The sequence below is a fragment of the Mesobacillus foraminis genome (assembly GCF_004340465.1).
Taxonomy (GTDB): Bacteria; Bacillota; Bacilli; order Bacillales; family Cytobacillaceae; genus Mesobacillus_B; species Mesobacillus_B foraminis.
In genome coordinates, this window is record NZ_SLVV01000006.1 from 47,668 (window position 1) to 65,024 (window position 17,357).

The 17,357-nt window shown below is 43.0% G+C and carries 21 protein-coding genes; 12 read left to right on the top strand and 9 right to left on the bottom strand.

Annotated features, from left to right (window positions below):
• Nucleotides 1-27: 27 nt before the first annotated feature.
• Complete coding sequence (locus EV146_RS11390) at nucleotides 28-1,395, bottom strand: MATE family efflux transporter (RefSeq protein ID WP_132006007.1); 1,368 nt, start codon at nucleotides 1,393-1,395, stop codon at nucleotides 28-30.
• Between the two features lie 144 nt (nucleotides 1,396-1,539).
• Between EV146_RS11390 and EV146_RS11395 the strand changes: the two genes are divergently transcribed.
• Nucleotides 1,540-1,689 carry a DUF2639 domain-containing protein gene (locus EV146_RS11395; protein WP_132006010.1) on the top strand — a complete coding sequence of 50 codons (150 nt, stop codon included), beginning with the start codon at nucleotides 1,540-1,542 and terminating at the stop codon, nucleotides 1,687-1,689.
• Between the two features lie 248 nt (nucleotides 1,690-1,937).
• Here the strand turns inward: EV146_RS11395 and EV146_RS11400 are convergent, their stop codons facing one another.
• From EV146_RS11400 to EV146_RS11410, 3 genes are all read right to left on the bottom strand, one after another.
• Entirely contained in the window at nucleotides 1,938-2,498 is a 561-nt protein-coding gene (locus EV146_RS11400; protein ID WP_132006014.1) for a GNAT family N-acetyltransferase, read from the bottom strand.
• Between the two features lie 268 nt (nucleotides 2,499-2,766).
• Complete coding sequence (locus EV146_RS11405; RefSeq protein ID WP_132006017.1) at nucleotides 2,767-3,915, bottom strand: amidohydrolase; 1,149 nt, start codon at nucleotides 3,913-3,915, stop codon at nucleotides 2,767-2,769.
• Between the two features lie 57 nt (nucleotides 3,916-3,972).
• Nucleotides 3,973-4,752, bottom strand: a complete 780-nt coding sequence (locus tag EV146_RS11410) for an undecaprenyl-diphosphate phosphatase (RefSeq protein WP_132006891.1) — start codon at nucleotides 4,750-4,752, stop codon at nucleotides 3,973-3,975.
• Nucleotides 4,753-4,941: 189 nt separating this feature from the next.
• Here EV146_RS11410 and EV146_RS11415 point away from each other — a divergent pair, with 189 nt between their 5' ends.
• Nucleotides 4,942-5,262 (top strand): DUF4870 domain-containing protein, encoded by a 321-nt coding sequence (locus tag EV146_RS11415; protein ID WP_132006020.1) that lies wholly within the window; start codon nucleotides 4,942-4,944, stop codon nucleotides 5,260-5,262.
• A 214-nt stretch (nucleotides 5,263-5,476) separates the two neighbouring features.
• Here the strand turns inward: EV146_RS11415 and EV146_RS11420 are convergent, their stop codons facing one another.
• On the bottom strand, nucleotides 5,477-5,692 hold the full coding sequence (locus EV146_RS11420) for a hypothetical protein (protein WP_132006023.1): 216 nt from the start codon (nucleotides 5,690-5,692) through the stop codon (nucleotides 5,477-5,479).
• A gap of 310 nt (nucleotides 5,693-6,002) precedes the next feature.
• Between EV146_RS11420 and EV146_RS11425 the strand changes: the two genes are divergently transcribed.
• Together EV146_RS11425 and EV146_RS11430 are read left to right on the top strand one after the other, a co-directional pair.
• Complete coding sequence (locus EV146_RS11425) at nucleotides 6,003-6,848, top strand: patatin-like phospholipase family protein (RefSeq protein WP_121613973.1); 846 nt, start codon at nucleotides 6,003-6,005, stop codon at nucleotides 6,846-6,848.
• Between the two features lie 129 nt (nucleotides 6,849-6,977).
• Complete coding sequence (locus EV146_RS11430) at nucleotides 6,978-7,553, top strand: redoxin domain-containing protein (protein ID WP_132006026.1); 576 nt, start codon at nucleotides 6,978-6,980, stop codon at nucleotides 7,551-7,553.
• 56 nt (nucleotides 7,554-7,609) lie between these two features.
• On the opposite strand, the gene EV146_RS11435 is transcribed toward EV146_RS11430, so the two are convergent.
• A complete protein-coding gene (locus tag EV146_RS11435) occupies nucleotides 7,610-7,876 on the bottom strand; it encodes a hypothetical protein (protein ID WP_121612166.1) in 267 nt (88 codons plus the stop codon).
• A gap of 100 nt (nucleotides 7,877-7,976) precedes the next feature.
• Here EV146_RS11435 and dapF point away from each other — a divergent pair, with 100 nt between their 5' ends.
• Nucleotides 7,977-8,936, top strand: a complete 960-nt coding sequence (dapF, locus tag EV146_RS11440) for a diaminopimelate epimerase (protein WP_132006029.1) — start codon at nucleotides 7,977-7,979, stop codon at nucleotides 8,934-8,936.
• Between the two features lie 69 nt (nucleotides 8,937-9,005).
• Here dapF and EV146_RS11445 read toward each other — a convergent pair whose 3' ends face one another.
• Complete coding sequence (locus tag EV146_RS11445) at nucleotides 9,006-10,835, bottom strand: DNA ligase D (RefSeq protein WP_132006031.1); 1,830 nt, start codon at nucleotides 10,833-10,835, stop codon at nucleotides 9,006-9,008.
• 144 nt (nucleotides 10,836-10,979) lie between these two features.
• On the opposite strand from EV146_RS11445, the gene ku reads away from it, so the two are divergent.
• From ku to EV146_RS11465, 5 genes are all read left to right on the top strand, one after another.
• The gene (gene ku / locus EV146_RS11450) at nucleotides 10,980-11,831 is read left to right on the top strand and encodes a non-homologous end joining protein Ku (RefSeq protein ID WP_132006034.1); all 852 of its coding nucleotides are present in this window, start codon (nucleotides 10,980-10,982) and stop codon (nucleotides 11,829-11,831) included.
• A gap of 287 nt (nucleotides 11,832-12,118) precedes the next feature.
• Nucleotides 12,119-12,631: a hypothetical protein gene (locus EV146_RS11455; protein ID WP_121612170.1), complete on the top strand. Its 513-nt coding sequence runs from the start codon at nucleotides 12,119-12,121 to the stop codon at nucleotides 12,629-12,631.
• Nucleotides 12,632-12,705: 74 nt separating this feature from the next.
• Nucleotides 12,706-12,828, top strand: a complete 123-nt coding sequence (locus EV146_RS28150; protein ID WP_277873214.1) for a hypothetical protein — start codon at nucleotides 12,706-12,708, stop codon at nucleotides 12,826-12,828.
• Nucleotides 12,829-12,959: 131 nt separating this feature from the next.
• Complete coding sequence (locus EV146_RS11460) at nucleotides 12,960-13,457, top strand: metallophosphoesterase family protein (protein WP_132006036.1); 498 nt, start codon at nucleotides 12,960-12,962, stop codon at nucleotides 13,455-13,457.
• 63 nt (nucleotides 13,458-13,520) lie between these two features.
• The gene (locus EV146_RS11465) at nucleotides 13,521-13,916 is read left to right on the top strand and encodes a cytosolic protein (RefSeq protein WP_132006039.1); all 396 of its coding nucleotides are present in this window, start codon (nucleotides 13,521-13,523) and stop codon (nucleotides 13,914-13,916) included.
• Nucleotides 13,917-13,945: 29 nt separating this feature from the next.
• Here EV146_RS11465 and EV146_RS11470 read toward each other — a convergent pair whose 3' ends face one another.
• Nucleotides 13,946-14,248 carry a DUF6509 family protein gene (locus EV146_RS11470; protein ID WP_132006042.1) on the bottom strand — a complete coding sequence of 101 codons (303 nt, stop codon included), beginning with the start codon at nucleotides 14,246-14,248 and terminating at the stop codon, nucleotides 13,946-13,948.
• 210 nt (nucleotides 14,249-14,458) lie between these two features.
• On the opposite strand from EV146_RS11470, the gene EV146_RS11475 reads away from it, so the two are divergent.
• Both EV146_RS11475 and EV146_RS11480 read left to right on the top strand, forming a co-directional pair.
• Entirely contained in the window at nucleotides 14,459-15,808 is a 1,350-nt protein-coding gene (locus EV146_RS11475) for an amino acid permease (protein ID WP_121612174.1), read from the top strand.
• Between the two features lie 127 nt (nucleotides 15,809-15,935).
• Nucleotides 15,936-16,280 (top strand): hypothetical protein, encoded by a 345-nt coding sequence (locus EV146_RS11480; protein WP_181215861.1) that lies wholly within the window; start codon nucleotides 15,936-15,938, stop codon nucleotides 16,278-16,280.
• A gap of 166 nt (nucleotides 16,281-16,446) precedes the next feature.
• Here the strand turns inward: EV146_RS11480 and EV146_RS11485 are convergent, their stop codons facing one another.
• On the bottom strand, nucleotides 16,447-17,070 hold the full coding sequence (locus EV146_RS11485; RefSeq protein ID WP_132006045.1) for a LysE family transporter: 624 nt from the start codon (nucleotides 17,068-17,070) through the stop codon (nucleotides 16,447-16,449).
• Nucleotides 17,071-17,357 lie beyond the last annotated feature (287 nt).

Consider the following 17,357-nt stretch of genomic DNA (forward strand, 5'->3'; position numbering starts at 1 on the left):
CCAAAATTGTGCAGCTGGCCTTTCTATTTATTGCTGTGCGCGAAGGCTGACATTGGACTGTTTCCTTTGGATAAAGATCAGTCTGCCGAGAAGGCACAGGGCACCTGCTGCAAGTCCTGCAATCAAGCCAATCCAATAGCCAAAGGCATGAAGGCCTGTATGGTTTGCCAGGTAGTAGCCAAGGGGAAGGCCGATAATCCAATACGAAACAAGTGCCATCAAGAAGGTAATGTTTACATCTTTATACCCTCTTAATGCGCCCTGTATGGGTGCCTGGAGAGCGTCCGAGAGCTGAAAGAACAGGGCGTACAGCAAAAACTCTGCTGTAAGGGCAAGAACCTTAGGGTCGGTTGTATAAATTCCCGCGACATTGTATCTGAATGTAATTAACACAAGACCGCATAATACAGCCATAAGGACGGCAATCGTTAAACCGATCCAGGTGTATTGTGCAGCATCCCTGAATCGTCTTGCCCCTACTTCAAAACCGACAACAATGGTCAAGGCCATTGATATGCTTAAAGGGACCATGTAAAGGAACGAGGCGAAATTCAGTGCCGCCTGGTGTGAAGCAATTGTAATTGTATCAAAACCGCTCATAAGCAGGGTAACTGCAGAAAAAATGCTTGTTTCGAAAAAAATGGCAAAGCCGATTGGGATGCCAATCTTCAATATTTCTTTCCATTTGGAAAAATCGACGCTGTAAAAACGGCTGAAAATATTATAGCTTGCGAACGGTTCTGTTTTTATAATGATAAACAGCGATATGACCGTTATCAGCCAATAAGTGATCGCGGAAGCATATCCGGCGCCCGCCCCTCCAAGCTCGGGGAACCCAAACTTTCCGTAAATCAGTAGATAATTGAAAAGGGCATTGAGCGGCAGGGACGTTAAAGTTATGAACATTGATACTCTTGTTTTACCGAGAGCATCCAGGAAACACCTCAATACGTTATACACAAACAAGGGTATGATTCCGGCACTTAGAGCAACTAGATACTCATGTGCAATTGTTCTGACATGGGTTTCCAGATTCATCTGAGTGAGTATTGGATTTAAAACCAGTGCTCCTGCTCCCAGGACGATCAATGCCATGATAATTGAAAGGTACACGCCTTGAATAACGGAGAAAGCTACGTCTTTATTCCTTTTCGCACCTGCAAGCTGGGCAACAATAGGAGTCATTGACAGGAGAATCCCGCTCAGCCCCGTAAATACAGGAACCCATAAGGAAGAGCCGATAGCTACTCCGGCGAGATCTGCAGGACTGTAATGGCCGGACATCATCGTATCGAAGAAATTCATGGCATACATGGCCATTTGCGTGATCAGGATAGGGTACAAAATAAAAAATAATTGCTTTAGCTTTTCTTTTTTAGAGTGTGTTTGATTCATGCTATTTCCTCATTCATTGGTTTTTGTTATATGCTGGGGTTTAACAATATACAAGAATGAATTATAGCATAATTAAGCAGAACCGGGGTCTTATCCTCTCGCATCCTGAATATAAATTTATATAGGATGAAAGGAGATGATGGTGTGGCATTTGCAGGTTCAAAAGGCTGGTATATCAAGAAGCTGAGAGGTGCAGGGATTACAAAGCATCCTATCGATAAAAAGAAACTTGAGCTTCATAAGACCTTCGTAATTAAAAAGATATATGAGGATCATCTAAAAACAAGGCACTAATCCGAATTTCCCAACTTGGACAAGGAAGTGCCAGGCCAACCAATTGCATAATCCTTCCGTATTATTTAAGCGCTTTCATTAGTGGGGAATGGATATATCTTGCGTCAACATTACTGGAATCGGATTAATGCGTTAGTTCCTAAATTCTGGCTAAGCAAAATCCACTGGGCAATCTGTTTGAGCTTCTACAGGATTTACCTTTAAAAAACATAAAAAATGCTGCACAAGCCGTGCAGCATTTTTCATTTCTAAGCTTCGAGGAGCTGGGAGCCGTCTTCGTTCTGGGCTTGTGTCCTGCGAAGGTAAAGGGTATATTGATCCTTAGGTATCTCGTATAGGTCATAGATTTCACCGCCGGCATTTAACTGTTCATAAATGGAACTTCTCGTTTCATTTGCTTTGACAGCATAAGGAAGCTTCTCAGCGGCTTTGATGGACCGGATGTTTTCTTTCCTGATCCGCATAAAAATGGTTTCAATCTCTTTTTCATAAAAAAGCTCTTCAAAGAAAGCATCCTTGGCAGGACTGTTATAGCCTTTGCCATGATAGGGCTTCCCAATCCAGGTGCCAAGAAAGCCGGCGCCGTCCTGGATGTCAAATAAATTAATGGTTCCAATCGGTGCTCCCCAGTCATCAAGGATGGTCCGGGAAATCAATTCCCCGCGTTCTTCAGCTTCAATGGTTTGCTTCGTAATAAAAACAAACTCATCGTAAGAGGATGCTTTTTGCCGAACAAAAGGGAAGACATCCGGATGCGTCATAAGCTCAAACAGGACATGACAATCCTGAAGATCACGTTTTTTGAGCATAAGTATCCCTCCATTTAGGGCAGTCCGATTCCCATAAGAAATAGACACGGCCCACCCACGAAATTTTTTGTAAAATTGCTAAAAAATTTCGGGGTGGGAATCGAACCCACTAGAACCAGGATACTGGTGGCGCACCATTTGCCTTCCCTCATTACTTTTCCGATATGAAATTTTTCGGTTAAACAATTTCATAGAAATCATACTAAAAAAATCATAAAAAGGGAATAGTTTTTTTGTCGGAAATGCGCCCCTTTTTTTAGTCAAATTTCTACAAAATGGAATTGAAGCTTTTGCCATTATGGTAAACAAACTGGCCATTAATCATCGTCCAGATTGGTTTGGCCAGATAGTGGAAAGGGTGCTGGTTCCAAAGGACAAGGTCCGCATCCTTTCCGGCCTCAATACTTCCAAGTCTCTCATCGATTCCCAGGTTTCTTGCAGGCAGAATGGTAATCCCTTCGAGAGCTTTTTGTTCTGTCAGCCCTTCTCTGACAGCGATTGATGCGCACATGTTCAAGTATTGAACAGGGGTATAAGGATGGTCTGTGGTAATGGAGACTTCGATGCCGTGGCGAGTCAGCTCCTGGTACGTGTTCCAGCTTTTGTTTTTCAGTTCAATTTTAGACCGTCTGGTTAGCGTAGGGCCAACAGAAACCTTCAGTCCTATGTTAGACAATTCTTCCGCAATCAGGTGCCCCTCGGTACAATGTTCAATCCTTAAATCAAGATCAAACTCTTCTGCCAAACGGACTGCGGAAATGATATCATCCGCTCGATGGGCATGAACTCTGACTGGTATTTCTCTATTAAGTGCTTTGACAAGAGGGATAATCCGGAGTGCCTCCGGGTTATCCGCATGTTTCGCCTCGTAAAAAGCTTCCCTTAACATCCCCATGATTCCCATTCTGGTTATGGAATCTTTGTTTCCCTGGCTGTGCATCCGCTTGGGATTCTCCCCAAGAGCTATTTTCAAACCTGCTGTTTCCCGGAGCAGCATATGTTTTATATTTTTTCCGGACGTTTTTATAACAGAAGTTGTTCCTCCTATTACATTTGAGCTCCCCGGCATGACATGGACGGTGGTGATGCCGGATTTGACCGCATCCAGAAAAGCGGGGTCCAGAGGATAAACTCCGTCAATTGCCCGGATATGCGGACTAAGCGGTTCAATTGTTTCATTGGCATCATTTCCTGCCCAGCCTGTACCTTCATCGTACAGGCCCAAATGGGTATGGACATCAATAAAACCGGGGAAGAGGTAACTGTTTGAACAATCAATGACAGCCATGCCTGCTTCAGAAGGAAGGTTTGGGCCAATTGAGCTGATTTTTCCGGAATCAATCAATACATCACAATGGTGAAGCGGGTTAAAGACAATTGGATAGACCCGTGCATTTTTTAATAATATTTTTCTCATTTCCCGAACCCCTGATTTTTACAGTAACAGTTTTGTGCCATTGGAGATTCCTCCATTTCAAAAGATTCCTGCATACTGCAGGATTAGGACCAGCAGCCCTAAAGCCCAGACGTAGACAGCAAAAACTTTTAATGAATTCTTTTTTAGATACTGGATCATCCATACCACTGCTATGTAACCGGAAAGGGCTGCTGCAATTGTAGCCACTAACAGGCTTCCAAGGGAAACGCCTTCAGCAGTCCCTTCAAAAAGTTTTGGCAGCTGGTAGAGGATCCCGCCGGCAATGGCAGGTATGGACAGCAAAAAAGAAAAATAAGCTGCTGTTTCCCTGTCAAGCTTCCGAAACAGGGCTGCGGCAATGGTAAGTCCTGATCGGGAGAGAGCCGGCATAATGGCTGCAGACTGAAAAATCCCGATGATAAAAGCATCCTGATAGGTGACCTGGCTCATATTTTTTTTTCCTTTTTTTACTCCGTCAGCCACCCAAAGGATAAAACCGGTCACAATAAATTCCCACCCAATTGTACTTCCAGTCTTCGATATCGAGTCAAAAAAATCACTGAACAGTACTCCGGCTGCTACCGCCGGAATGGTGCCAATCACAAGCAGCCATGTAGTCTTCCCAAAGGGGTTTTTCAGGATGCCCAGTAGTTCTTCTTTATAGATGACCAGAACAGCCAGCAATGTGCCGGTATGAAGCATTGTGTCGAGGAACAGACCGGCTTCATCCAGCCCAAAAAGATGCCGGCCGAGAAAAAGATGCCCGGTGCTGGAGATTGGCAGGAATTCAGTCAGTCCTTGGATGATTCCAAGGATAAATGCCTCTATTTTTGACATCATCTTTTCATTCACCTCGGAAGAAGTTGTTTGTATAACAAATGTATTCAAGTTGTCCTAAACAAGAACTGATCATCATACATATTCAATAAAATACAGCTCAATTTACAAGTAATCCTGGAGTGGAAATGGTAAGAGGTTAAATTTACTCGAGTTTTAACTAAATAGAAAAATCAGGGGGACCGGTCCATGCCAAGCCATGAGGAAAGACTGTTTGCTGCAGCAATGTATGCGATTAGCTTTTTTACGGTGTTCATTGGCCCGCTCGTCATTTGGCTGGTGAAAAAAGATCATTCGGGCTATATCGATTATCATGGGAGAGAATATTTCAACTTTCTTATTTCATATGCTGTTTATTCGTTTATCAGTGGACTTTTAATGGTTATATTGATTGGAATGTTCTTGTTGCCAATTGTGGCAGTGATGGCAGTTATATTCACTGTTATGGGGGCGATCAAGGCCTATGAGGGAGAACAATACAGGATTCCATTTATTTTTCGGATTCTATAAAGCTCTGACGGCTGATTTGTTCACATAATCTGGAACAGGGGAGGTTCAATATCAAGAGAGGTGCCAGGGAGTCTCCTGGCACTTTTTTTGGTACTGGGATTGACTGATAACCTAAAATTCTACTTTGGAGCTAACGAATCACAAGTGATAGTCATCCGGTATCCAATAAAAAAGCGGGCTGGTTCCGTTACCGGCACAGCCCGCTCTTGATTTATTATTGACCTTCTTCTTCAGTATCATCTGTATTGGTTTCATCGTCGGCGGCATCTTCTTCCGTATCTTCCGCTTCTGTATCATCATTCGTGTCATCTTCAACTTCTTGGTTTTCTTCCGTTTCTTCTTCGCTATTCGCATTGGTACAGCCTGTGGCAACCCCTGTCAGCATAAAAGCAGCCATCAAAGTCAAAAGCCATTTTTGCAGGTTTTTCATTTTTTAATTGCCTCCTCTGTAAAACAATTTTTTTATACAATCTCATCATACAAGCTTTTTAAATAAAGAAAACAGGTTTTTCCAATAGTTAACAATCTTTAACCCTTCGTTAAAAAATAATTAATGAATTAACATGTATAAAATAAACCTGCTTCAAGGAGGGGACTGGTACTTTAAAAACTCGTAAAAGCTGTTTTAAGCGAGGTTTTGAAAGGAAATGGTATACTACTCTTTGCCTGGTGTGCCTGTTGGAAACGAAGATAACAGCAGGCAAAACTATTAAAGTCGATTGGAGAAAGGGAGAATGACAATGTCTGTAGACGCTGGCCTTGTTCTTGAAGGGGGCGGAATGAGAGGGGTATATACAGCCGGAGTGCTTGAATATTTCCTGGAAAAGGAAATTTCCTTTCCGTATGTAATCGGTGTATCAGCGGGTGCCGCGATGGCTGCATCTTATCTTTCCAAGCAAAAGGGAAGAAATAAAAGAGTAAATATTGAATTAGTAAAGGACCCGCGTTATCTTTCATGGAGAAATTATTTTAAAAATCGTCAGCTCTTTGGAATGGATTTTATCTTTGATGAAATTCCAAATAAGCTTGTACCTTTTGATTACGATGAATTTTTCAAAAGTAAATCACAATTTGTGATCGGGACCACGGATTGCCTTACTGGTGAACCTGTATATTTAACAAAAGAGGATTATGGTGAGGAAATGCTTAAGGCCATCAAGGCCTCCAGCTCATTGCCGTTCATTGCTCCGGAAATTCACTTTAAAAACAGGATATTGCTTGATGGCGGAATAAGCGACCCGATTCCTTTAGGGAAATCACAGAAGGATGGCAATAAACGGAATGTAGTCATACTCACCAGAAATGAAGGCTATTTAAAAAAACCGTCAAAATTCCATTTTCTCGTAAAAAGAAAATATCCTGAGTATACTGGGCTTCAAAGGGCGCTTGCCGACCGGTACCGGAAGTATAATGAAACCGTAGAGTATTTGAGGGAGGAAGAGAAAAAGGGAAATACGGTCGTAATACGGCCTGCAAAGCCGCTGGATGTTGGCCGGATTGAGAGGAATCCGGTAAAGCTTGAAAACTTGTATGTTCAGGGCTATCAGGACGCGAAGCTTGCGGCAGAACGTCTGGCTGCCTGGTAATATTGCAGCTGTTTAGGGAAGGAATGCTAGTGTTGCGAAGTTTAAGTTTAATGATTTACTTATTTACATAAAAGAATTCATTTTTTTGTCCACACTTCTTAAAATAGAGTTAGAGGAGGGTGTTTACACATGAAGAAATTTCTGATGGTTGCAGCTTCCATCCTGGCTGTATTACTAATTGTTGACCTGACCATCTTAAAAGACCAAGGAATGCTCAGCCAGGCAGGCCTTTCAGGTCAATACAGCAAAATAGCCAATCCTGAAGATCTTCCGGAAGGGCTTGAGGTAAAAAATCGTGCACCGGACTTTACCCTGCAGACACTAAACGGCGATGAAGTAAAACTCAGCGATTACCGCGGGAAAAAGGTACTCCTGAATTTTTGGGCCACCTGGTGTCCGCCTTGCAAAGCTGAAATGCCATACATGCAGGAAATGTATGATAAATATAAAAAAGAGGGATTTGAAATCCTCGCCGTCAACAGTACGGTTACGGAAAAATCCGAAAAGGATGTCAGCGAATTTGTGAAAAAATACGAGTTGAGCTTCCTGATTCCAATGGATGAAAAAAACAGGGTTTCAAGTGATTATGAAATCCTGGCTTATCCAACCAGCTTCTTTATCGATGCAAATGGCGTCATCCGCAGCAAATCGGTGGGAGGGATGACGAAGGAATTTCTCGAGAAAGAAATCAAGAAACTTCCTTGAGCGTGATTGCCTATTTCCCGTAATGAACTGTGGCAAGTGAATATCATCACCATCACCTATAAAAATGGTTTTTGCGGCTTTATATACCGTTTAATCTCTGCTGCAAGGGCGCGTCTAAGTGAAAGCTGGCTGGTAAAGGCAGCTATATCTTCAGGATTAGGGAAGATGCCGAAATCGTTGAAGCGCACCCGGATGATTCCGGCCGTTTTTCCTGCCTGGGGATGAACACAGGAGGTTTCCACTACGGCAATTTTTTCATTTAGTCCTTTTTCTGCTGTTTCAACTTCTGTAATAAAAAACGAAAATTTATAAGGTTCATTCATTCCATCAGCTCCATTACCAGGGAAAATTGGATTCTTTATTGAACATTCAGCAAAATTATGGCATCTTTTATTATAGTAAAAGAATTTGGAGGCTTCCATTATGATGATTGAACTAATAAAGTGCCATGGGTCAGGCAATGACTTTTTGCTGATCGATGAAATGGACCGTGATTACGGCTTTACGGAGGAACGTCGCGCAGAGCTGGCAAAACAACTTTGTGACAGAGATTCCTCCCTTGGAGCCGACGGGATCCTGTATATATTGAACAGTGAAAAAGCGGATGGACGTATGCGTGTATTCAACTCGGATGGTTCAGAGGCATCCATGTGCGGAAACGGCCTTCGTTGTGCCGGCCGTTATATTTGTGAAAAGCTTGGACTGGAAGAAATAATAGTTGAAACCATGAAGGCCGATTTACAGGTGAAAAAGGAAGAGGATATCTTCCCTGGTATCCCAACCTACCTGGTGGGGATTTCTCCTGTATCCTTTCAGGTAAGAGATCTTCCTCTCGTTATCGACCAGGAGACACTCATTCAGGAGCGGCTTCCGCAGCTGAATGACGAGCTTGTGTTTACTGCCGTTGCGGTACCAAACCCGCACCTTGCTGCGATCGTCAATGATTCCCAGCTTGATTCCAGTTTGCAGAAAGAACTGAGTGAAAAAGTAAATGGACCGAACAAATTGTTTCCGGACGGAGTCAATGTCAGCTTTATCAAGGTCCTGGGCAAGAATCAGATTTATGTACGGACTTTTGAACGGGGAGTTGGCTTCACCAATGCCTGCGGTACAGCAATGTCTGCATCCAGCCTCGTCACTTGCCTGATCGGTGAAAACCAGGCAGAAGAAAACATCTCTGTCTTTAACAACGGTGGGATGGTGCGCTGCGTGGTGCATAAATATGAGGATTCCTACAAAATTGACTTGATTGGCAATGCAACCTATCTGTATAAGGCAAGCATTGATACAGAAAATGGCTTTGTAATGGAAAAAGAAGAATATAGCGAACAGGAGTTGTACAGAAAGCTGCAGGAGCATGCGCAATCTGTCCTGAACAAATAAAATGTCAAAAAACCCTGATAAAAGCGTAGCATGCTTTTATCGGGGTTTTTTGCTTTTGGGACCGCAGGACTATTTTTTTCGTAATACCTTAAGTACTGGGTCGAAAGCCTGCACTTCTTTTACAGAAAAATAATCTGCAAAAGGTGAGCCTTTTCTGTTTATTCTCTCCACCATATTGGTCACCTTAAAGGACTCGATTGAAAGATTCTCATCTACTTCATCCCAGAATAAAGGCGCCGCCACTGTAGCTGTTTTCGTACCGCGGGGCGAGAAGGGGCAAATGATCGTTTTCCCTTCTGCATGCTGTACGTAGTCGACATAAAGGCGGCCGCCGCGATTTTTCTTCATACGCTCGACCGTAAACAGTTCAGGCTCCCTGGAGACAAGGTACTGGGCGATAAAAGTAGTAAACAGCCTCGTGTCATCATAGCTGTACCTGTCTTTAGGGAGAGGGATATAAACCTGAAGCCCTTTATTCCCGGAGGTTTTGATAAAACTGATCAATTCTAGCTGGTCTAGTACCTCTTTGATCATCCGGGCTGCCTGTACGGCCAGTTGAAAATGATCCCTTGAGGGAGGGTCGAGGTCGAATACAATTTCATCAGGCCCCTTGCTGCTGATGGTCTGAAAAGGAATATGGTATTCAATGGCAATTTGGTTTCCGAGCCACAGCAGTGTTTTCAGATCATCACATACGATATAGTCGATTCCATCAGACAGTGAGGTACGGATAAAATCGGGTGCATAATCCGGGCAATTTTTTTGATAGAAGGCCTCTTTGCCAAGGAGACCGTGCGGATAGCGGATTACGGTCAGCAGCCGGTCCCTTAAAAACGGGAGCATATGCTGTGAAATTTCTTGAAGGTAACGAATGAAATCCGCCTTTTGAACAGGAGTTTCCTCCCAAATCGGTTTATCTGGATGGGTAATTTCAATACCTGAGGGAATATTTTTTTGCTGCTGCGCAAATTTTTCATACGTGCATTCTTCTGGCTTGAGGTCAAATCGGAATTGATGGAAATGAGGCTCACGCATTTGCTCTTCATAGAGTTCAAGGTACTTAACCTCAAGGCATATGCCTGGGTTGACATAAATAAACCGGTCATCTTCCCCTGAATGGTTGCCTTTTATGGTCTGGGCCAGAGCTGCCTTTTCATCTGGCTTAAATCCAAAGAGTACCGCCCCGAGCGGATGAAGCTCCCGGCCTTTATAAACTGAAACATAAAAGTACCCATTGGACTTTTCATAGGCCGTGATAAAACAGTTCACATACTTCCAATTCTTGAATTTAAACCATTTATCGGTCCGCTTTCCTTCCTCCCACCGGCTCTTAGTATGTTTAGCGACAATGCCCTCCCCATCGTTTAAAACTACATGGTCCCATAGCTGCTGAAAATTTTCTTCTGAAGTAATTAATTGGACGAGCTGGGAATCAGAGGTGTCCGGAGCAAGCGGGAGGCCGGCTTCCTCAAAAATGTTGACTAGTTCCCTGTGTCTCTCCTCGTAAGGCAGTGAGGTCATATCTTTTCCCCTAAGTGTGAGGACGTCAAAAACCATAAGCCTGCAGGGTTTATTTTTCGCTTTTTCCTTAATTCTTTCAGTTGATCTCATTCTGCCTCGAATTTGCAGTGCTCCAAAATCCGCTTTATAGGCGTTTACGAGGTCCACTAGTTCTCCATCCAAAACCAGCGGCAAAAGCGGGGCAAACTTTTCTTTCTTATCCTCTAAAAAAGCCCTAATTTCGGGAAATATATCGAGGAGCGGCTTTCCGTTCCTGCTTGTCAGACTGATTTCATCATCCCATTTCAGAAAAGCCCGGAAGCCATCAAACTTCACTTCATATTGCCAATCATCACCCTTAGGGGCTTCAAAAGTAAGAGTGGGGAGCATTGGTTTCATTTTCAGGCTCCTTTCAGGTATATATTTAGGGTTAGCTTTCCAGATAGTAAGCGAACTAATGCACTGGCAAATGTTTATAAGGATGAATATCGCGGTTCTGCAGAAATTAACACTAATAAACCACTATAGAATGGAGTTCTGACCATGCATACGATGTGGAAAGGAAGCATCTCATTCGGGCTTGTCAATATTCCGGTTAAACTTCATACGGCCACAGAAGATAAGGATATAAAATTGCGAACTCTCCACAAGGAGTGCCATTCACCTGTCAAATACGAAAAGGTTTGTTCCGTGTGTGAAGTCGAACTAAAGCCAGAGGATATTGTAAAAGCCTACGAGTATACAAAAGGAAAATATGTTGTGCTTGAAGATGAAGAGCTTGAAAATTTACGCAAGGAAAATGAGGACAGAGCAGTCGAAATCATTGATTTTGTCAAAATGGATCAGATTGATCCGATTTATTTTAACCGCAGTTATTTTATGTCTCCGAATGAAGGCGGAGGCAAGGCCTACTCCCTATTGAGGAAAGCACTGGAAGAATCCAAAAAAGTAGGTCTTGCCAAAATTATCATTCGGGCAAAAGAACAGCTTGCGGTTATTCGAGTGTACGAAAATACCCTTGTAATGGAAACGATCCATTTTCCTGACGAGGTTCGCAAAGCCGCTGATGTTCCCAGTGTTCCTTCGGAGGACAAGGTTACTGAAAAGGAACTGGATACGGCAATCATGTTAATTGAGCAGCTCACAACTGAATTCAATCCTGAAAAGTATACGGATGATTACAGGACAGCCCTTCTCGATCTCATTGAAAGCAAGCGGACAGGGCAGGAAGTAGTAACAGCAAAAGAAAAAGAGCCTGTCACCAATGTGACGGATTTAATGGCTGCACTTCAGGCCTCGATTGACCGAACTAAACCGGCGGCACCAGCAGGAAAAACTAAAAAGGAGACGGCCAAACGAAAAAGGGCCGTACCGAAAGCAAAGAAAGAAGCATAGAACAAATAGAAGAAACCGCCTTCAACCGGGGCGATTTCTTTTTTTTTGGCTTATTCCGGGTTTTTATGGACCGTTAATTCAACAAGAGAGTGACAATAGCTCACAGCTTTCCATTGGATGGGGCAAGCATCTAGGTTTATTTTATAGAAGTCTGCTTAGCTCTATTGTTGAATTTAAAAGTTGTAAATTGGAAAGTTTTAAAGGATTTCATTAGATTGATGTCAAATTAGTTACGGAAGTTTTTCACCGCAGATTTGACAGAAATAGAAAGGGGGCCTGGTTAGCACATGAAAAGGAAAAATAAGTGGACAACCAGCATCATCATATTCGGGATGATGGCTATTCTCTTTGGGGCCTATTATGGTTACACTGCATTGAACTTTGGCCAGGGGAAATCTGCCACAGGCGGCGGGAGTGAGGCAGGAGCAAGTGAGCAGGTAGCCCAATTTAAAGATGGTGAATCGAATAAAGGCTACAAAAATGTTGGGGTATTTATTGCCGATTTTCACGAAAAGTATAATAAAAGCCTGGGGTGGGGCGGTATTGACTCCGTTAAATGGACAGATCAAAAAAAGATTGCAGGCGATATTTTAGCTTTAATGGCTTCCGTCCAAACCGATAACAAGGCGCTGCAGACAGATTTTGAAAGTATTTCTACATATGCAAAGCAGGTTGAATCCGGTGCAAAAGATAAGCAGATCCTCTTAAAGCTGCATCGCTATTTCCATGACCTTGATGTCGAGTTCAACCGTTACAAAGATACTAAGGATTATTATGATGTCACTGAATACAAGAGTTAAGTTGTAAAAGGTTTATCCGCGGTGAAACAAAGGGTGAGGGAAAAGAGAGTAAAAGGTAACCATAGTACTGAGAAGTGGGCCGAAGAAAGGGGCATCATGAACGGAATGAAGACGAAATCCGAGATAGAGAGCCGGAGAAAAGGTCATCATCCAAGGGAAATGACCAGCAGCTATCCTTGATTAATCCTGCCTTGTGATTGGGTAATATAATTAACACGAGTAATGGAATCGATACAAGGGTAAAACGATGTTATGCGGGCAGAACTGCTGCCCAGCTAAAATCTTGTTCCGGGAAACATTTTTCCGGAGAATTTGTAAGGGTGGCTCCATGAAGATTATTATCGTTTCCGATACCCATATGCCCAGGAGAGCAAAGATTATGCCGCAAAGACTGATTGAGGAAGCACAGAGTGCCGATCTGATTCTTCATGCCGGTGACTGGCAGACAATGGAGGTATATCAGGAATTTAAAAAGCTCGGAAAAGTCATTGGTGTGACTGGAAATGTGGACACCCCTGAGCTAGGGAGATTTTTAAACAGCAAGGAAATAATTATTGCCGGCGGATACAGGATCGGTCTTGTTCATGGACACGGTTCAGGCCGGTCAACCGAAAAACGGGCAAAGGCTGCTTTTAGCAGGGATGAAGTAGATTGTATTATCTTTGGGCACTCGCATATCCCTCTTTTAAAAACGGAAGACGGATTACTGATGTTTAATCCAGGTTCTGCTACTGATAAACGGAGACAAAAGCAATATTCTTTTGGAATCCTGAGATTAGGGGACAAGGCCGACTTTGCTCACGTCTTTTACAGTGACAAAGACTAATCTGACTTCCATGCGAGCAAAATAAAATTGTATCAAAGGAAATTAAAATAAAGGAGTGAGGGTATGCAAACCTTTAAGGTACACTTTCATGCCGAGGATCAAGTGGAGGCAATGAACGTTCAAAAGTTTAACGAGGATGATTACAACACAATTACAGCTGGCGGAACAAGGCATTTGTTTGAGCTCGATACCAATATTGGTTTTTTTGTTTTTTTTGATGCTGAGGATTCCAACGGCAAGGAATCATACCTCATGCTTCAATACGAGGAAAACAATGAGGAGCCAACAGCTTGTTATGGCTTTGAACTGAAGGATTTTTACGAATTTATGGCTTTATACCTGAATGATCTGGAATTCAATGAAGAGTCAAGTGAAGACGAAGAGGAGTATGGTCCGGTGCATCATCTTGCCCACCTGCTTTATCATATCATCGAAGAAGGAAAAGGGCTTGAAGAATAAAAACAAGCAGGGACCATCCCTGCTTGTTTTTATTCTTCTTCAAATTTCTCTTCTGATAAGTTATTTAGGCAATACTCTTTTACCAGCGCTTCTTCTTCTTCCTCAAGGGCAAAATCGAGAACTTTCCCCGTAGCCCGTTCAATGAAATAATATTGGAGGATTCTTGGGTTCTCCTCATCACCTGAGAAAATGACTTTTAATAAAAGACCATTTTCAGTATACAATTCGTCCTCTTCATCAACATCAATATATAAGAAAAACTCATATCGGTTTCCGCCAAGAAGGCCGAATGGGTCCTGCAGTATTTCCATCGTATGGCCAGTAATTTCCATAGTTACATCATCCTTTTATTTTAATCATCATTATTATATAACGAAACTTCCTAAAACAATCAAATAATCGAAAGTGCTGCGCATGTTGTCTGGTATTAGGCACAGCTTGTCCTGAAATGGTAAAACATGCTTCTGCTCTTCCTGCCTATTGTACATATTTCTCCTTCCCAAATACAACAATAAAAGGAGACAAAATGGGAGGGATACAAAATGAGTAGTAAAAGTGGCTCTGAAGAGAAACTGGTGTGGTGGCAGCTATCAATGATTGGGATAGGCTGTATCATTGGTACCGGCTTTTTCCTTGGATCGGCCCTTGCAATAACAATGACAGGCCCTTCGGCTATTCTAGTGTTTGCACTTGCTGCAGCAGGAACCTATCTTGTCTTTGATGCACTTGCAAAAATGTCAGCCAAGGATCCGCAAAAAGGTTCATTCCGTTCCTATGCTAAAAAAGCCTTCGGGCACTGGGCGGGATTTTCCAGCGGCTGGGTATACTGGGGGTCAGAACTGCTCATCATGGGCAGTCAATTAACAGCTTTGTCGTTATTCTCACGTTTTTGGTTCCCAAATATCCCGCTCTGGGTTTTTGCTTGTATTTTCGCCATACTTGGCCTTGCAGTAGTTTTATCTGGTACACACGGGTTTGAGAAAATGGAAAATATTTTTGCCGTTATCAAGGTGGCGGCTATTGTGATGTTTCTCGTGCTTGCAACCCTTGCTGTTTTTGGAGTTTTTAAGGGGCAGGGCCATGGGGTCAATATGCCGGGCACGATGGGCGAATTTTTTCCTGAAGGCTACAGGGGACTATGGACAGCGTTGATTTTTGCTTTTTACGCTTTTGGCGGGATTGAAATTATGGGAATAATGGCCCCAAGATTAAAAAAGAAAGAAGATGCGCCAAAAGCCGGGCATATGATGCTGATTCTGCTTGCCACCATCTATTTGATCGCCATTACACTGGCTGTTGTGCTAGTACCTTTCGATGATTTCACAACAAAAGAAAGTCCGTTTGTGACGACCCTGGATCATTATCATCTCCCGTTCGTGCCCCATCTTTTTAATGGTGCGATGATTATCGCCGGTTTCTCGACCATGTGTGCCTCCCTTTTTGCTGTCACAAGCATGATCGTTACTCTGGCTAAAGACGGTGATGCTCCAAAAGTGCTGGCGAAAAAGGGGATATTGAAGGTTCCTCATTTTGCCTTGGGATTAACTGTTTTAGGTTTAATAACTTCCATTATCCTAGCCCTTGCCATGCCTGACAGTATTTACGAATATTTAACAACTGCAGCCGGTCTGATGCTCCTCTATAATTGGCTTTTTCTCCTTTTTTCTTATAAAAGGATTATTAAATTGACCGGGTTGGATGAAGGTAAAAGGTATGCGGGTATAATCCTGATCCTGCTGGCTGTGAGTGGGACCCTTCTTGACAAGGCAAGCCGTCCTGGATTTTTTATCTCCCTGATATTTTTAGGCGTGATTGCCGTTATCCTTTTTATCCGGAACTCCCTGGGAAAAAGAAAAAAAGGTGCAAAGGTTCACAGGGCACGATTCCAATAGAATAAAAAACCAGAAACCGCCATAATTTGGGCGGTTTCTGGTTTTTACGAAAATCTGGGTGATAGCCCTGCACGAATAGGTTAAGATGACATACTTTAGACTGAAACCTATATAAGGGAGCGATATTATGTACGAGGATGAGAGAATTCTAGGGAGTTATGGAACGCAAGGCTATGGAGGCTATGGATCTTATGGTCAGCCTGGATATGGCGGTTACGGTGGATATGGAGGATATGGCGGTTACGGGGGACATGGAGGCTACGGAGGACATGGAGGCTACGGGGGCTATGGCGGATACCCAGGCTACGGAGGTTATGGTGGATATGGACATCACGGAGGCCATCACGGAGGCCATCACGGAGGCCACCATGGCGGACACCATGGCGGACATCATGGCGGACACCATGGCGGACACCACGGCGGACATCATGGCGGCGGTCACTATGGAGGCTATGGAGGCTACAGGGGTTAAGGTCATGCATGATAAGGTCCCGGCTGGAATCAAAAAACATGCCGTCCGCAGTTTTTGCTGACGGCTTTTCCAGTTAGCCTATTCTTTCTAGTCCAACATTTTGTTAATTTTGGTTACATGGCTGATTCCCGCGGAATATCCGAGTATGTACAGTTCAAAGATGAATTTAAAATAAAACTTTGGCAGCCTGGATGCCAAAATAGACGGCAAACCCAATCAGGGATAAACCAGACAGGATGGAAATGAAGGTTAGGAGACGGCTCGTTAATAGCTTGCGGAAGCTGCTGGAAATCCCTGCCATTACAATATCCCAAAGGACCAAGCCAAGGATAATGGCCGAGCTGTACACCACCAATTCACTGGTTCCATAGGTGGAAGCGGTCCTGGCAAGAACAGAACCATAAATGCCCAGCCAGAATAAAATGGTCAGCGGATTGGAAATAGACATCATGAATCCAGAGAGGAAAGATTTCCAGCGGGATTCTGTTTGTCTTTGCTGCTGCATAACCACTTTACCAGCGCCCATAATGGTTTCCACCCCTGTATACATTAGGACAAAAAAACCAAACAGCCATAAAAAGGTTTGCATGAAGGGAGTTTCAAGAAATCGGACTACACCCATATACACAGCAAGCATATAAACGACATCTGCTGTTAACGCACCTAATCCCAGCAGCCATGCATGAAAAAAGCCGCTTTTAATTCCCTTGTCCATTTGGGCTGCGTTAACCGGTCCTATTGGGGCAGCGAGGGAAAGTCCAAGGAATACATAACTTAAAAATACACTCAAGCTTGTTACCCCCATTTACCAAGAAGAATCAATGCTCGTACTATATGTATTCAGCCTTTGGTGCTTGTACGACCTTTAATTGATGGAATTGGATTTTTTATTTTCTTTTACTTTGCTTTTAAAAAAAGAGGTATTTATTTTGCTTTTTCGCATATCATAAGAGGGTTGGGTCAGTAACAAGCTTTTTCAACAAAGGTAGATAATTTTGGAATTGAAGATAAACTATGTTATGATAGGAGAAGATCATAAATTTAGAGAAGATTCATTTATTATAAGAAGTTTTTGGG

Excerpts from the sequence above, each read along its gene's own strand:
- EV146_RS11390 (WP_132006007.1), bottom strand. The coding sequence starts at position 1,395 with ATGAATCAAACACACTCTAAAAAAGAAAAGCTAAAGCAATTATTTTTT.
- EV146_RS11400 (WP_132006014.1), bottom strand. The coding sequence starts at position 2,498 with ATGCTCAAAAAACGTGATCTTCAGGATTGTCATGTCCTGTTTGAGCTT.
- EV146_RS11405 (WP_132006017.1), bottom strand. The coding sequence starts at position 3,915 with ATGAGAAAAATATTATTAAAAAATGCACGGGTCTATCCAATTGTCTTT.
- EV146_RS11410 (WP_132006891.1), bottom strand. The coding sequence starts at position 4,752 with ATGTCAAAAATAGAGGCATTTATCCTTGGAATCATCCAAGGACTGACT.
- EV146_RS11415 (WP_132006020.1), top strand. The coding sequence starts at position 4,942 with ATGCCAAGCCATGAGGAAAGACTGTTTGCTGCAGCAATGTATGCGATT.
- EV146_RS11420 (WP_132006023.1), bottom strand. The coding sequence starts at position 5,692 with ATGAAAAACCTGCAAAAATGGCTTTTGACTTTGATGGCTGCTTTTATG.
- EV146_RS11425 (WP_121613973.1), top strand. The coding sequence starts at position 6,003 with ATGTCTGTAGACGCTGGCCTTGTTCTTGAAGGGGGCGGAATGAGAGGG.
- EV146_RS11430 (WP_132006026.1), top strand. The coding sequence starts at position 6,978 with ATGAAGAAATTTCTGATGGTTGCAGCTTCCATCCTGGCTGTATTACTA.
- EV146_RS11435 (WP_121612166.1), bottom strand. The coding sequence starts at position 7,876 with ATGAATGAACCTTATAAATTTTCGTTTTTTATTACAGAAGTTGAAACA.
- dapF (WP_132006029.1), top strand. The coding sequence starts at position 7,977 with ATGATGATTGAACTAATAAAGTGCCATGGGTCAGGCAATGACTTTTTG.
- EV146_RS11445 (WP_132006031.1), bottom strand. The coding sequence starts at position 10,835 with ATGAAACCAATGCTCCCCACTCTTACTTTTGAAGCCCCTAAGGGTGAT.
- ku (WP_132006034.1), top strand. The coding sequence starts at position 10,980 with ATGCATACGATGTGGAAAGGAAGCATCTCATTCGGGCTTGTCAATATT.
- EV146_RS11455 (WP_121612170.1), top strand. The coding sequence starts at position 12,119 with ATGAAAAGGAAAAATAAGTGGACAACCAGCATCATCATATTCGGGATG.
- EV146_RS11460 (WP_132006036.1), top strand. The coding sequence starts at position 12,960 with ATGAAGATTATTATCGTTTCCGATACCCATATGCCCAGGAGAGCAAAG.
- EV146_RS11465 (WP_132006039.1), top strand. The coding sequence starts at position 13,521 with ATGCAAACCTTTAAGGTACACTTTCATGCCGAGGATCAAGTGGAGGCA.
- EV146_RS11470 (WP_132006042.1), bottom strand. The coding sequence starts at position 14,248 with ATGGAAATTACTGGCCATACGATGGAAATACTGCAGGACCCATTCGGC.
- EV146_RS11475 (WP_121612174.1), top strand. The coding sequence starts at position 14,459 with ATGAGTAGTAAAAGTGGCTCTGAAGAGAAACTGGTGTGGTGGCAGCTA.
- EV146_RS11480 (WP_181215861.1), top strand. The coding sequence starts at position 15,936 with ATGTACGAGGATGAGAGAATTCTAGGGAGTTATGGAACGCAAGGCTAT.